Source organism: Azospirillum sp. P4_B5 (assembly GCF_056402275.1).
Window position 1 is genome coordinate 26,463 of record NZ_JBFUHT010000066.1, and the last position, 16,963, is coordinate 43,425.

Here is a 16,963-nt window from a genome sequence, read left to right on the forward strand (position 1 = left end):
GTGTGGCGTGTTCCTCCGCTCGCCACAATCTAAGATGTATAATGGCCAAGCGCCATGCAGCGGCCTCCCCAGCGAACCATCCAAAATCGATAACCGTGTCGGCCATGAGCCGTCTGGGATTGCGCGCATTCCCGTGAAGGGAGCGTGCGCAACGCCCTCGGTCGGCGCGGTGTCCCGGTATGCGCGCCGCTCCGGCACCGCTCATGACGGAGATATGAATGTTACAAATTCCGACAAACTAGGACTAACACCATCTCCAAAATCGTATGATAGAAATAGCTACCTCAGATGGAGATCCGACGGGATCTTCGTTAATCAAAGGTTAGCAACGACCATCGCGCGAAGGTATCGGTCCTATGAACTCGTCCACCAAAGCCGCCTCGTCCATCTCCGTCCTTAGTAAAGATGTGGATAAGAGAAAAGCGTCATGGTGGGCTTGCTTCGTGGCAAGCGCTATTCTCGCGGGTGTGGCTGCTCCCGCGCTCGCGCAGCAGCTGCCGGCGCAGCTCCCCTCGGGCGCGGAACCGCGTCCGGAGGCGCCACGCCCGGTGATGCCGCTGCCCTCCGTGCCGGGCGGGGCGGTGACCGTGCCCAAGGCGCCCGCGGCGGAGGCGCCGGCGGGGGCCGAGAATTACCGCCTGACGTTGCGGGACGTCACCATCGAAGGCGCCACCGCCTACAGCCAGGACAGCCTCAGGGCCGCTTACCAGGATATGCTGGGCCGCGAGGTGTCGGTGGCGGACCTGTTCAAGATCGCCAACGACATTGAGTTCCGCTACCGCAACGACGGCTTCATCACCAGCCGGGTCATCGTTCCGGCCCAGACGATCGAGGACGGCACCTTCCGCCTCCAGGTGGTCGAGGGCTTCGTGTCCGACATCACCTATCCCGACGACATCGGCCCGGCCCTGGCCGCGGTGAAGCGGCTGGTGGAGCCGCTGCGCGGCGTCAAGCCGATCAACGTCGCCGAGGTCGAGCGCCGCCTTCTCCTGGCGAACGACCTCGCCGGCCTGAGCGTGCGCGCCAGCCTGGAGCCGGCGCCGGACACGCTCGGCGCCTCGGTGGTGGTGGTGAAGACGGACCGCAAGGCGATGGACGCCCTGGTGTCGTTCAGCAACCGCAACACGCCCTATCTCGGGACCGCCCAGACCACCGCGACGGCGGCGTTGAACTCCTTCGGGCCGAACGCCGACACGGTGAACCTCAGCGGGCGCGTGTCCTCTCCGGCGTCGCGGGCCTGGTCGGTCGGCGCCGGCTACCAGGCGCTGGTGACCGGCGACGGGCTGACCTTCTCCGCCACCGGCTCCTATTCCAAATCGCGCCCCGGCCTGACGCTGGACCCGCTGGACGTGGAAAGCTGGGTGGCGGCGGGCGTGGGGACGCTCAGCTACCCGGTGATCCGCTCGCGCCTGGAAAACCTCCGCGCCGTCGGCGAGTTCGAGTACCGCGACGTGAACACCGACATTTCCGGCGACCGCTTCAACCGCGACCGCCTGCGCATCCTGCGCGGCGGTTTCAGCTACGACCGGACCGATAATTGGGACGGCATCACCGCGGTGCGCGGCCTCGTCCACCAGGGGCTGGACATCCTTGACGCGACGAAGCTCGGCTCCGCCTACGCCTCGCGCGAGCGCGGGCGCAGCGACTTCACCAAGCTCACCGCCGACATCACCCGCGTGCAGCAGCTGCCGGCCAACTTCAGCATCCTGGCGACGGCCACGATGCAGGCCGCCGGCACGCCGCTGCTGGCCAGCGAGCAGATCGCGCTGGGCGGCCCGAGCTACGGCCGCGCCTTCGACGAGGGCGAGATCTCCGGCGACAGCGGCTGGGCCGGGTCGCTGGAACTGCGCTACACGCCGGTGCTGCCGGAGAACGCCTTCGCGCAGGGCGTCCAGATCTACGGCTTCGTCGATGGCGGCGAGGTGTGGAACCGCTCCAGCCTGGAGCAGAACAGCCGGAATTCGCTGGTCTCCGTGGGTGGCGGCGTGCGCGCCGGCCTCGTGGAGCGGCTTTTCGCGACGCTTGAGATCGACAAGCCGCTGACCCGCCGCGTCGCGACCGAGGGCGACAAGGACATGCGGGTCTTCTTCAACATCACAGCGCAATACTGATAGGGCCGGGGGATACAGGACATGGGCAAGAGCAACCTCACCACCACTCCCGGCATCACCGAGATTCCCGGCGCGCGCCGCCACCGGCAGACGCTGCGCCAGCGGCTGCTGCTGTCGTCCGCGACGGAGGCGCCCCAGCGCGGCGGCGGCACCCGGCGCCAGCGCCGCGCGGCGAAGGCCAAGGGGGGCATCGACTTCGCGCGGCTGGCGCTGCGCAGCGTGATCGGCGTGGCGCTGTCCACCCTGTTCGCCGGCGCCGCCTACGCCAATCCGCTGGAAGGCACCGTCACCGCGGGTGCCGCCACCATCCAGTCGGCGACCCCCAAGTCGATGGAGATCCTGCAGTCCACCGACAAGGCCATCATCAACTGGAAGTCCTTCAGCATCGACGCCGGTGAGAGGGTCAACTTCCAGCAGCCCTCGGCCTCCAGCGTCACGCTGAACCGGGTCACCGGCGCCGACCCGTCCAAGATCATGGGCAGCCTGTCGGCCAACGGCACGGTCATGCTGGTCAACCCCAACGGCGTGGTGATCGGCGCCGGGGCGAAGGTGGACGTCGGCGGGCTGGTGGCGACCACCGCCAACATCTCCGACGCCAACTTCATGGCGGGCAAGTACCAGTTCGACCAGGCCTCCACCAAGCCGAACGCCATGGTGGTGAACGAGGGCGACATCACCGTCAAGGACAGCGGCCTGGCCGCCCTGGTGGCCCCGCACGTCCGCAACTCCGGCGTCATCCGAGCGAAGCTGGGCAAGGTGGCGCTGGGCGGTGCCGAGACCTTCACGCTCGACTTCCACGGCGACGGGCTGATCAGCTTCGACGCCAGCTCCGCCGTGAAGACGGTGGCGAAGGACGCGGACGGCAAGCCGGTTGCGGCGCTGGTCGTCAATTCCGGCGAGATCGCCGCGGAGGGCGGCAGCGTCACCCTGTCGGCGCGCGCCGTGAAGGGCGTGATCGACAACGTCATCAACACCGACGGCGTCATCAAGGCCACCTCGGTCGGCAGCGCCAACGGCAAGATCGTCCTGTCCGGAGGTGACAACGGCAAGGTCGTCATCGGCGGCACCGTCGACGCCAGCGGGCGCGGGGAGGGGCAGACCGGCGGCACCGTCGTCGCCACCGGCGCCGAGATCGCCGTGAAGAAGAACGCCCGCGTCGACGCCTCCGGCAGCAAGGGCGGCGGCGAGGTCGCCATCGGCAGCAAGACGGGCCGCTCCGGCACCTGGTCGGACAAGGTGACGGTGGAGGCCGGGGCCACCCTGTCCGCCGACGCCGTCAAGTCCGGCAAGGGCGGCAGCGTGACGGTGCTGTCGCAGAAAAGCACAAAGCACGCTGGTAAAATTTCCGCCCGCGGCGGTGCCGAGGGCGGTGACGGCGGCTTCGCCGAGGTGTCCAGCCACAAGGACATCACTCTGACCGGCAGCGTCGACCTGACCGCGCCCAAGGGCGCGGCCGGCACCTTCCTGCTCGACCCGGAAAGCCTGCGCATCGTCAGCTCCGCCGGAGGCAGCCAGGACGGCGCCGCCGGCGACGGCACGATCGGCGTCAACGATCCCAATCTGGGCAGCGGCGATTCCGTCAACACGGTGTCGAAGCAGGTGCTGGAAGGCATCGCCGGCACCGCGAACATCGTGCTGGAGGCGTCGGGCCTCATCACGGTGGAGACCAGCCTGGATCTCCAGACCACGTCCGGCCACAGCTTCACCCTGCGGTCGCTGACCAGCAACGGCATCGCCTTCACCGACGCCAGCTACGAGATCCGCACCAACGGCGGCGATATCGTGCTGGAAGCCAACGGCATGGCCAGCAGCCTGACCAACATCGGCAAGCTGACGACCCGCGGCGGCGCGGTTCGGCTGACGGCCACCAACAATGTCCAGCTCGCCAACCTGATCGACACCACGCCAGTCTCGGGAAGCGCCGGGGCGGTTTCCGTCAACGCCCAGAGCGGATCGCTGACCGCGTTGGACGCCGGCCGGATCGTCGGCGGCCCGGTCACCCTGACCGCCGGCAGCGCCATCGGCGCCAGCGGTGCTGCGGTGTCGACCAGCACCACCCAGCTCTCCCTGGTCACCGGCGGCAACCTGTTCGTCACCAACGACCAGACGCTGACCGACCTCTCCGTCACCAGCACGCACCGGACGGTCGGAGTCGACAGCCAGTTCTTCCTGGCCTCCACGGGCCTGATCTTCACCGTCACCGATTCGTCCGGCAGCACCGCGCTCGACACGATCAGCCAGGTCGGCGGCCTGAACAGCTTCGCCTTCCGCGGTGATCGCAACATCCAGGTCGGCACGGTCAACGCCGGAGCGGGGTCCGTCGCGCTGACCAGCACCGCCGGCAACATCACCGGCACCAGCGCGGGCCTGCTGACCGGCGGCGCGCTGACGCTGACGGCCCGCGGCTCCTCGGGCAGCAACGGCGCCATCGGCACGTCGTCGCAGGCGCTGAACACCGCCGGCGCCAGCCTGACCACCACGGCCGGCAGCGGCGGCGTCTCCGTGTCGAACACCGGTGCGCTGGCCCTGGCCAACCTGACCAGCGGCGGCGCCACCACCATCTCCGCCACCGGCAACCTGACGGTCGGCGCGGTGACCAGCGGCGGCGCGCTGAACTTGAGCAGCGGCGGCAGCATCCTGAACGACGCCGACGCCTCGACCACCATCAGCGCCTACAGCCTGGTCCTGAACGCCGCCGGCAGCGTCGGCACCAGCGGCACGGCCCTGACCGCCGGCTCCTACAACATCGACGCCACCTCCGGCGCGGGCGGCGTCTACCTGACGACGTCGGGCTCGACGGTGCTGGGCTCCATCGTCTCGACCAACGGCGACGTCGCGATCACCACCGGCGGCACCACCACCATCGGGACGATCACCAGCGCCAACGGGACCAGCAGCATCGCCGTCACGGCGAACGGCACGGTGTCCGACATCACCGCGACCACGGTCAATGCCGGGGCCAACGGCAACGTCACCCTGACGACCGCCAACGGCAGCATCTCCGGCCTGTCCGGCACGATCACCGGCGACAACGTCACCCTCGCCGCCGGGGGCGACAGCTCCAGCGTGACGGTCAACACCGCGGCGAAGCGGCTGACGGTCACCAACAATGCGGGCAACGTCACGGTCATGCAGACCGGTGCCGTGACTGTGGACAACATCACTTCCGCCGGCTCGTCGATCTCGCTCACCGTCAGCGGCGGCGCCGCCACGCTGGGGACGATCAAGGCGGCGAACACCGGCGCGATCTCGGTGACGGCGACCGGCGGCGCCATCCTGGGCAAGGACGCCAACAACCGGCTGTCCGCCAACGCCATCACCCTGAAGACGGACGGCGCCATCGGCAGCTCCGCCACCCATCTGCGCACCTCGACGGGTTCGCTGACGCTGACCAACGTCGGCGACCTGTATCTCGACAACAGCGGCGTGATCCTGACCGGCCTGTCGATCACCAACCGCCATGTCGGCGGGGCCGCCAACGCGCTGCAGCTCACCTCCGAATACTTCAACTTCTCGGTCGGCGACAACGGCACCGCGACCATCCTGGAAGCGGTCGGCAGCCCGAAGCTGTCCACTCTCAGCTTCAACAGCGACATCGACCTGATCGTCGGCGATCTGGCCACGGTGGGGACGGGCGGCACGGTCACCCTGACCTCCACCGCCGGCAGCATCCGCGACGACGGCAGCCTGAACACGCGGATCGACGCCGAGACCGTGACGCTGAGCGCCGCGACGGGCAGCCTGGGCGACGTCTCCGCTCCGCTGGCGCTCAACGCCACGAAGCTGACGCTGACCACCGGCGGCAACCTGCATTTCACCAACCTGTCCGACATTGCGGAGCTGGCCATCACCAGCACGCACGTGGACACGACGGTGGTGAACGGCTACTCGATCACCGCGCCGAACTTCGTCTTCGGCATGACCGACGACGCCACCAACGGCTATCTGCTGAGCACGCTGGTGGACACCACCAGCCTGATCTTCTCCTTCAAGGGCGACCGCGACATCCGGCTGGGCCGGGTCGATCTGACCGGCGAGACGGGCGTCATCCCCTCCAGCGGCGTCTCGCCCGGCACGAAGTACAGCGTCGCCCGATTCGAGACGACGAACGGTTCGATCCTGGACGACGGATCGAAGAACACGGTGGTGCTGGCCGGGTCGGTCAGCCTGACCGCCAGCAAGGCCATCGGCAGCGGCACGGGCACCGAATATCTCGACATCGTCACCCCGCTCCTGGACGCCAAGGCGTCGGACGGCGGCATCTACATCACCCTGCCGACCTCGACGGGCTTCGACAACTACAAGAACCTCGTCACGCTGGGCAGCAGCTTCTTCAGCGCCGGCTCCAACCCCATCGTGGTGACGGCGACGTGGGGCGACATCGCCTTCGGCTCCAGCTTCACCTCCAACGGCAGCGGCGACATCACGGTGACGGCGACCAACGGGTCGATCCTGAACCCGAACAACGCCACCCTGCGCAGCGGCTCCGGTACCCTGACGCTGACCGCCGGGAAGGACATCGGCTCCGCCGCCAATGCGCTGAGCGCCAACGCCGGAACGGTCACGGCGACCGCCGGCGGTTCGATGTGGCTCTCCTTCGGCACCGGCGCGACCGCGCTGAGCAGCCTGACGGCGGGGGGCGACATCACCGTCGGGAAGTCGAACGGCACCATGACCATCGCGACGGTCAACGCCAACAGCGGCACCGGCACGGTCACCCTGTCGAACACCAGCGGCAGCATCCAGGACGATTCGAACAGCACGACCGCCATCGCCGCCGGTAAGGTGATCCTGACCGCCGGTGGAAGCGTCGGCGGCACCGACGCGTTGAATCTGACGACGGCGAACCTGTCGATCACGACGGGCGGGTCCGTCGGCATCACCAACACGATGGCGCTGACCGACCTTACCCTGACGCGCGGCTCCTACTCCGGCGGCACCATCGGGATCACCACGGTCAACGGGCAGGTCTTCACCCTGTCGGACGGCTCGTCGCAGTCCACGATTCAGACCGTCACCAGCAGCACGGCGCTGAACTTCGCCTTCAATTCGTCGCGCACGGTCAAGGTCGGCACGATCAACGTCGGAACGGGCGGCAGCGTCGCCATCGTTTCGTCCAGCGGCGTCACCAACACCGGCAACGGCAGCAAGATCACCGCGGGCAAGGTGTCGCTGGAGGCGGGGACCACCTCCTCCATCGGTGATTCGACCCTCTACGGAGCCATCAGCCTCGATACCGGCGATCTGTCGGTGACCGCCGGGCGGGACATCTACGTCGACAACAACGGGCGCGCCTTCAACAGCTTGGCGATCACCAGCACGAACGCCACCACGACCAACGCGACCAAGAGCATCTTCTCCATCGGCAGCACCGGTTCCCAGATCTACTCGCTGTCCGACAGCAGCACCAAGACGACGATCGACATCACCGGTGCAAGCAACAGCAACTTCAGCTTCACCGGCAAGAAGAGCATCGAGATTGTCGAAATCGCTGCCAGCGGCGGGGCGGTCAGCCTGACCACCGCGGGCGGCGGCGAGAATTCGACGATCACCATGAGCGGAGGCGGGAGCATCCTGGCGTCCACGGTGACCCTGTCGGCCAACGGCACCGGCACCAACGGCGGCTCGATCGGGACCAGCACGCGGGCGGTGAAAACTTCCGCCTCGTCGCTGACCGTGCTGAGCAACGGTGATATCTACCTCAACAACAGCAACACCGCGCTGACCGCGCTCGACGTCACGATCACGCACAAGTCGTCCACCGGGACGGGGACCTACCAGTTCAACGCCCTCGGCTCCAACCGCAGCTTCACGGTGGATGGGACCGGCAACGTCCACACTCTGAACCTGTCCACGCCGAGCAACGGCAGCATGAACCTGCGCTACAGCGTGGACCGCGGCATCGTCGCGGGCACGATGGACGCCGGCACCAGCACGACCGGGTCGGTGGCGCTGATCTCCACCGGGGCGGCCACGGGAGCGAGCGGCGGCATTTCGGTCAACGGGAACGGGTCCGGGAGAATCACCGCGGGTCAGGTTTCGCTGACCGCCACCGGCACCAACAGCAACGTCGGCGGCGTCAGCTCCGTCCTGACCAGCACGACGAAGCTGGCCATCACCTCGGGCGGCAACGTTTCGGTCGGCAACAACGACACGCTGACCGACCTGACGCTGGACACCCGGCACCAGAAGTCCGGCTCCGGCAGCACCAACACCTACTCCATCACGTCGACCGGCCTGACCGCCACCTTCAGCGACTCGTCGACGACCGGCCTGACGGTGACGGACGTCACCCAGAACGGGCTGAAGCTGGCGATCAGCAACGACAAGTCTCTGCGGGTCTCCAAGATCGACGTCGGCTCCACCGGTACGGTCGATCTGACGGCCACCAGTGGCAACTCCATCAACGCGACGAACGGCAGTTCCCTGATCACCGCCAGCAGCCTGATGCTGACGGCGGCCTCCGCCGGCAGCACTCAGAAGCTCAACACCAAGGTCGGCACGCTGTCGGCCAAGCTGACCGGTTCGCTGGACCTCAGCAATTCGGGCACCCTGACGCTGAAGGACGTGTCGGCCTCCTCGGCAGAAATCGCGGTGACCAACAGCGGGTCGCTCCTCCAGACCGGAACCACGACGCTGCGCGCGGACAGCGTGACGCTGACGGTCGAAGGCGGGTCCATCGGCGCGTCCGGCACGTCGCTGCTGACCGAGACGCAGCGGCTGACCGTCACGGCCGGGCGCAACGTCTATCTGACCAACAGCGCCGACCTCTACGCCCTCACCCTGGACGTCAAGCACGGCTCCGCCGGCACGCAGAATTTCTACGACATCCGGTCGCAGGGGCTGACCTTCGCGCTGACCGACACCAACACCGGCAGCCAGTACACGCTCGCCAACGTCGTCGACAACAGCGGCCTCGACTTCAGCTTCAAGAGCGACAACAGCGTCGCCCTCGGGACGATCAACGGCGGTCTGTCCCGCAAGGTGTCGATCGAGACCACCGGCACCGGCAAGGACATCCTCAGCAACGGCAACGCGATGGTGACCGCCGGCACGGTCACGCTCACCTCGACCGGAACCATCGGTCAGGCGGGGGCGTCGTCCAACCACATCGGGACGATGGCCGACACGCTTGCGCTGGCCACGGCGACCGACGCCTTCGTGGACAACGGCCGGGACCTGACCGCGCTGTCGCTGACCAGCAAGCGGACGACCGGCGCCGGCACCTATCAGATCACCGCGCCGCAGCTCGTCTTCACCATGACGGACGACGGCACCACCACCACGCTGAGCGACCTGACCGACACCACCGGTCTCGTCTTCAAGCTGGACACCCAGCACGCGCTGTCCATCGGCACGCTCAACGTGCAGAACTGGGGCACGGTTGATCTGACCAGCGCCGGCGGCATCACGGGCGCCGCCTCGGCGAACGCAGGCAACCCGGCCAACCGCATCACCGCGGGCACCGCGACCCTGAGCAGCGGCGGCGCCATCGGCTCTTCCAGCAACAAGATCCACCTGTCGGCGTCGTCCGCGACCTTCAACGTGAAGGGCGATCTCTACGTCGAATCCGACACCCGCATCGGCACGCTGAAGATCAAGAGCACCTCGTCGAGCATCAACGACCGCACCTACAGCCTGACTTCGGTCAACACGGCGGATGCGGCCATCGCGCTGAGCGGCGCCGAAAGCAGCACCCAGACGGTGCTGACCTCGCTGACCGACGCCAGCGGCGTGCGCTTCACCTTCGACAGCCACCGCAAGATGGTCGTCGGCGGCCTGAACGTCGGCAAGACGGGCACGATCGCCCTGATCGCGTCCCCCGGCATCATCGGGACCGGCAGCCCGAGCCTCAAGATCAACGCCGGCGTCGCGACCTTGACCGCCTCCTCCGGTGCGGTCGGCGAGACCGGTGGCCAATACATCGGCATCACCACCGGCAACCTCACGGTGAACGCCAACAATGGCGCCGTGATCAACCTGCACGGTTCGACGGTCATCGACGCCATGAATCTGGCCGGCGCGTTGACCTTGAACAACTCCATCGGCGACATCGCGCTTGGCACGATCGCCATGAACGGCGCCAACGCGGTCATCAACAACCAGGGCGGCTCGATCCTCAGCGGCTCGATCAGCGGCAGCAATCTGGTGAACCTGACGGCAAGCGGGTCCATCGGCAACGTCACCGCCATCTCGACGTCGGCCGGTTCCGGCGACACCACGACGCTGACCGCCAGCGCCGCCGGCAGCATCGCAGTGTCGGAAAGCAAGAACCTGATCGCCCAGTCGGTGGTCAGCACCGGCGGCGGCGCCATCACGCTGTCCACCGGCTCCACCAGCACCTCCACCCTGACCGCCGGGACCATCACCACGACCGGTGCGGTGTCGCTGACCAGCCATAACGGCAAGATCCTCGGCAGCAACGGCAATCTGGTCACCGGCGGCAGCGTCGAGCTGTCCGCGATCAAGGGAAGCATCGCCGACACGGGAGCCACGCTCAACGTCGCGACGACCGACCTGACGATCAAGACGCCCGGCACCTTCACGATCGCCGACACGCTCGACCTCGCCAAGCTGACCATCGACCGCACGCCGTCCACCGGCACCACCACGTCCGGCACGATGAGCCTGACGGCCACCAACCTGAGCTGGAACGTCACGGACAGCGGCGGCGTCACCACCTTCACCACGCTGACCGACAGCACCGGCCTGGACTTCACCTTCAAGGCGCCGGGGGCGATCGCCATCGGTACGGTGGACACTGGGGCGTCGAGCACGGTCAGCCTGACGGCCACGGGCAACAGCTCGACCGCCGGCAACATCACGGCGGTGAACAACTCATCGACCATCACCGCGGGCTCCCTGAAGCTCGACGCGCAGAAGAAGACCAACGAGCAGAACAACAGCAGCGCCATCGGCAGCAGCGCCACGGCGCTGGGCATGAACGTGTCCAGCCTGACCGCCAGCAGCGGCTCCGGCGGCCTGTTCGTGAAGAACGCGGCGGGGCTGAACCTCAGCTCCATCACCACGGGCGGCGCCCTGACGGTGATCGCGGCGGCCGGCGACCTGACCGTCTCCAACCTGTCCTACGACAGCAGCAAGGCGCTGACCCTGACGGCGACGGCCGGCCGGATCCTCAACGGCGGCACCAGCCTGAGCCTCGGCACCGGCAGCGCCACGCTGACGGCGGGGGCCGGCATCGGAACGGCGGACGCGGCGTTCAAGGTCACGACGTCCAGCACCGGGGCGCTGACCACCAACGTCACGGGTGCGGGCGGCGTCTATCTCGACATCGCCGGGTCTCTGACGGGCGGGCTGAGCGCCGCCGTCCAGAACGGCCCGGTGGTGGTGTCGGGCAGCGGCAACATCACGCTGACCAACGTCGCCATCGCCACCGACGCCGCCGGCAACAGCATCACCGTGACCTCGACCGGCGGGTCCATCACCGCCGGGACGGTGACGGCGGGCGCCAACAACGGCTCGGTCACGCTGAGCGCTACCGGCGGCGGCGGCAAGATCCTGGCCGCCAACGGCGGTTCCGCGGTCACCGCCAAGACCGTCGCGCTGAACGGGGCCGGCGGCATCGGCACCTCCTCCGCCCGCGTCGGCGTGGGCGGCGCCCAACTGCAGGTGAACGGTGGGGCAGGCGACATCTATCTGAGCACGACCGGCGCCTCCTCGCTCGCCTACGCCGCGACGACCGGTGGCAAGATCGACGTGCAGGCGGGCGACCGCCTCCAGGTGGTCAACGCCAGCACCGGCGGCGGGGCGATCACGATCTCCTCCACCGCCGTGGACGCCGACATCATCGCCGGCAGCATCAACGCCGGCACCGGGGCGGTCACCCTCAGCTCCACCGGGGGCGGGGTGTATGACGACGGTCTTGCCGAGACGCGGATCGTCGGCGGCACCGTGTCGCTGACCGGCGGCAAGGGCGTCGGCACCTCCAGCCGTTCGGTCCAGACCACCACCGGCGGCCTGACCCTGGCGAGCGCCACCGGCAGCGTCTATGTGACCGACGCCACCACCAGCGGCGTCACCGTCACCTCGGCCACCGCCTCCGGCGGCTCGGTCACCATCGCGTCCGCCGGCACGATGACGGTTCAGTCGGTGTCGGCCAACACCACCAACGGAGCGGTCACGCTGACCGCCGCCGGCTCCATCCTGGGCAGCGGCAACGGCACCCATGTGACCGGCCATTCGGCCAGCCTGACCGCCACCGGCGGCGACATCGGCACCGTCACCGACGCCGCCACCGGCGCCGGCACGCCGCTGAAGATGAACATGGCCAGCCTGACCGGCCTGACCGCCACCGGCACCACGCCGGTCATCTCGGTCGACAACGTCAACAGCGCCGCCCTGACGCTGGGCAACAACCTCGTCACCCTGGGGACGGGCGGGTCCGCCTACATCCGCACCGCCGGCAACCTGGACGCCAGCGCCGGCCTGTCGATGACCAGCGGCAACCTGCTGCTGCAGTCCGGCGGGGTGCTGACCCTGCCGACCGCGGCGATCAACCTCGGCACGGGCGCGCTGACCCTGAAGGGCGCCACTGACGTGGTGGCCGCGGGCGCCTCGCCGCGCTCGCTGTCGATCACCGCGGGTTCGCTGACCTTCGCCAGCGGTTCCAACGGCGGCAACACCACCCTCAACACCACGGTCGGCACCATCGACGCCAGCCTGACCGGCTCCGGCAAGAATCTGACCGTCAACAACACCGGCACGCTGACGGCGGCGACCCTCGGCGCCAACGGCACCGTCACCGCCACCAGCAGCGCCGGCATGACGGCGACCTCCGTGACCGGCGTCGGCACGGTCAGCCTGACCGCGACGGCGGGCGACCTGACGGTCGGTACGGTCAACGCCGGGGTGAGCGGTGTCATCAACCTGTCGGCGGCGGGCGGCAGCCTGCTGACCGGCAACGGCACCAGCCTGACCGGCGGCGCGCTGAACCTGACGTCGAACACCGGGATCGGGACCAGCACCGCCGCCTTCACCAGCAGCATCGCCAACATCTCGGCGATGGTGACCGGGACGGGCGGAATTTATCTGGCCGGCACCAGCTTCAACCTGGGCAATCTCGCCACCACGGACGGCGACATCGCCGTCACCGCCAGCGGCGCCATCACCGACAGCAACGCCACCACCGGAATCAACGCCGGGAACAGCGGCAACGTCTCCCTGATCTCCACGGGGGGTGCGGTGTCCTTGACCAGGGCGGTGTACAGCGTCGGTTCGGACGCCACCCGGGCCAGCGTGACGGTGCAGGGCACCAGCATCGCCCTGGGCAACGTCACCACCACGGGCACGCAGACCTACACCGGCAACACCACGCTGGGCGGCGCGCTGTCCGGCAAGTCGGTGACCGTCACCGGGAACCTGACCCTGTCGGGCGCCAACCGCACGGTGACCGCGACCGGCGGCGACCTGTCGGTGAGCGGCACGCTCAACGGCGGCGGATACGGGGCGACCCTGCTCGCCGGGCAGGGCGCGATGACGCTCGGCGGGGCGGCCAGCAACCTGGCCTATCTGACGGTCACCGCCGGGACCATCGGCCTGCGCGCCGTGACGACGGCGGGCGCGCAGACCTACACCGGCGCGACCAGCCTCCAGGGCGCCTACGCCACCGGAAACGGCGCCTTCACGGTGACCGGCGCGACGACGCTGGCGGGCGGCACCACGGTGAACTCGGGCAGCGGAAACGTTCTGTTCAGCGGCACGGTGAACGGGGCCAACTCTCTCGTGATCACCAGCAGCGGCGCGACCCAGTTCACCGGTACGGTGGGCGGCACGACGGCGTTGACGAGCCTGACCATCGATGCCGGCGGGACGGCCAGCGTGAAGTCGGTTTCGACCACGGGCGGCCAGACCTACAGCGGCACGGTGACGCTGGATGGCACCTACACCACCGGCGCGGTCTTCTCGGCTATCGGCGCGGTGACGCTGGGCGGCAACACGACGGTGGACGGCACGTCGAGCGTTCTGTTCATGAGCACGGTGGACGGCGCCTACACCCTGGCGGTCAACAACAAGGGCATGGCGCAGTTCAACGGCGCCGTGGGCGGCACGACGGCGCTGATGAGCCTGACCACCGACGCCGGCGGTTCCAGCAGCCTGAAGTCGGTGACAACCAATGGCGCCCAGACCTACAACGACGCTGTGACGTTGGACGGCACCTACACCACCGGCAGCGGCGCCTTCACCGCCAACGGTGCGGCGACGCTGGCCGGCGGCACGACGGTGAACGGCGGGTCGAGCGTGCTGTTCGCCGGCACGGTGGACGGTGCCTACGCCCTGGCCGTCAACAGCAAGGCCGCGACGCAGTTCACCGGCACGGTGGGCGGCACGACGGCTCTGGCCAGCCTGACCACCGACGCCACCGGCACCAGCAGCCTGAAGTCGGTTTCGACCACGGGCGCCCAGACCTACAACGACGCGGTCACGCTGAACGGCACCTACACCACCGGCAGCGGCGCCTTCGCCGCCAACGGTGCGGCGACGCTGGGCGGCGACACGACGGTGAACGGCGGGTCGAGCGTGCTGTTCGCCAGCACGGTGGACGGCGCCTATGCCCTGGCGGTCAACAACAAGAGCACGACGCAGTTCACCGGCACGGTGGGCGGCACGACGGCTCTGGCCAGCCTGACCACCGACGCCACCGGCACCAGCAGCCTGAAGTCGGTGACGACGACGGGCGCCCAGACCTACAACGATGCGGTGACGCTGGACGGCACCTACACGGGCAGCGTGGTCACCGTCAACGCGGCGACCACGCTGGCCGGGGCGACGACGGTGAACGCCGGGACGGCCACCTTCAACGGCACGGTGAACGGCGCCCAGGCGCTGACCATCGCCGGGACGGGCACGACGCAGTTCAACGCGGCGGTGGGCGGCACGACGGCGCTCGCCAGCCTGACCACCAACGCGGGCGCCACGGTCAGCGTCCTGGACGTCTCCACCACGGGCGCCCAGACCCACGGCGCCGCCACGACCCTCAACGGCACCTACACCACCACCAACGGCGCCTTCACCGCCAGCGGTGCGGTGACGCTGGCCGGCGACACGACGGTCAACGGCGGGGCGAGCGTGCTGTTCAGCGGCACGGTGGACGGTGCCTACGCCCTGGCGGTCAACAACAAGAGCACGACGCAGTTCACCGGCACGGTGGGCGGCACGACGGCTCTGGCCAGCCTGACCACCGACGCCACCGGCACCAGCAGCCTGCGCAGCGTCACCACCACGGGCGCGCAGACCTACAACGATGCGGTGACGTTCGACGGCACCTACGCCACCGGCAGCGGGGCCTTCACCGCCAACGGTGCGGCGACGCTGGCCGGCGACACGACGGTGAACGGCGGGTCGAGCGTGCTGTTCAGCGGCACGGTGGACGGCGCCCAGGCCCTGGTCATCAACAGCAAGGGCGCGACGCAGTTCAGCGGCACGGTGGGCGGCACGACGGCTCTGTCCAGCCTGACCACCGACGCCACCGGCACCAGCAGCCTGAAGTCGGTGACGACGACGGGCGCCCAGACCTACAACGACGCGGTCACGCTGAACGGCACCTACACCACCGGCAGCGGCGCCTTCGCCGCCAACGGTGCGGCGACGCTGGGCGGCGACACGACGGTGAACGGCGGGTCGAGCGTGCTGTTCAGTGGCACGGTCGACGGCGCCCAAGCCCTGGTCATCAACAGCAAGGGCGCGACGCAGTTCACCGGCACGGTGGGCGGCACGACGGCTCTGGCCAGCCTGACCACCGATGCCGGCGGCACCAGCAGCCTTCGCAACGTCACCACGACAGGGGCGCAGACCTACAACGACGCGGTCACCCTGAACGGCATCTACACCACCGGCAGCGGGGCCTTCGCCGCCAACGGTGCGGCGACGCTGGGCGGCGACACGACGGTGAACGGCGGGTCGAGCGTGCTGTTCGCCGGCACGGTGGACGGCGCCTACGCCCTGGCGGTCAACAACAAGAGCACGACGCAGTTCACCGGCACGGTGGGCGGCACGACGGCTCTGGCCAGCCTGACCACCGACGCCACCGGCACAAGCAGCCTGCGCAGCGTCACCACCACGGGCGCCCAGACCTACAACGACGCGGTCACCCTGAACGGCACCTACACGGGCGGTACGGTCACCGCCAACGCGGCAACCACGCTGGCCGGGGCGACGACGGTGAACGCCGGGACGGCCACCTTCAACGGCGCGGTGAACGGCGCCCAGGCGCTGACCATCGCCGGGACGGGCACGACGCAGTTCAACGCGGCGGTGGGCGGCACGACGGCGCTCGCCAGCCTGACCACCAACGCGGGCGCCACGGTCAGCGTCCTGGACGTCACCACCACGGGCGCCCAGACCCACAGCGCCGCCACGACGCTCAACGGCGCCTACAGCTCGCTCAACAGCCCGATCACCTTCAACGGTGAAACGACGCTGGCCGGGACGACGCTGGTGGACGCGGGCTACGGCACGATCACCTTCAACGGGACGGTCAACGGCGCCCAGGACCTGACGGCGATCTCGACCGGGGCGATGGTGTTCAACGCGGCGGTGGGCGGCACGACCGCGCTCGCCAGCCTGACCACCGGCACGGGCTACACCAGCCTCGTCAACGTGACCACGGCGGGCGCCCAGAGCTACGGCGGGGAAACCAGCCTGATGGGCACCTACGCCACCGGCAACGGCGCCTTCACCGTCGCCGGCCCGGTGACGCTGGCGGGGGCCGCCACGGTCAACGCCGGCAGCGGTGCGGTGACCTTCAACGGCACCGTGAACGGCGCCCAGGCGCTGACCGTCAACGGCAGCGGCGCCACGCAGTTCAACGCCGCGGTGGGCGGCACGACCGCGCT

General features: G+C 69.0%; 2 protein-coding genes. Both read left to right on the plus strand.

Annotated features, from left to right (window positions below):
- The first annotated feature begins 551 nt into the window (after positions 1-551).
- Positions 552-2,111 carry a ShlB/FhaC/HecB family hemolysin secretion/activation protein gene (locus AC1DVI_RS29870; protein WP_476961051.1) on the plus strand — a complete coding sequence of 520 codons (1,560 nt, stop codon included), beginning with the start codon at positions 552-554 and terminating at the stop codon, positions 2,109-2,111.
- Positions 2,112-2,132: 21 nt separating this feature from the next.
- The coding region (locus tag AC1DVI_RS29875; RefSeq protein WP_476961052.1) for a filamentous hemagglutinin N-terminal domain-containing protein at positions 2,133-16,963 on the plus strand (14,831 nt) is incomplete at its 3' end.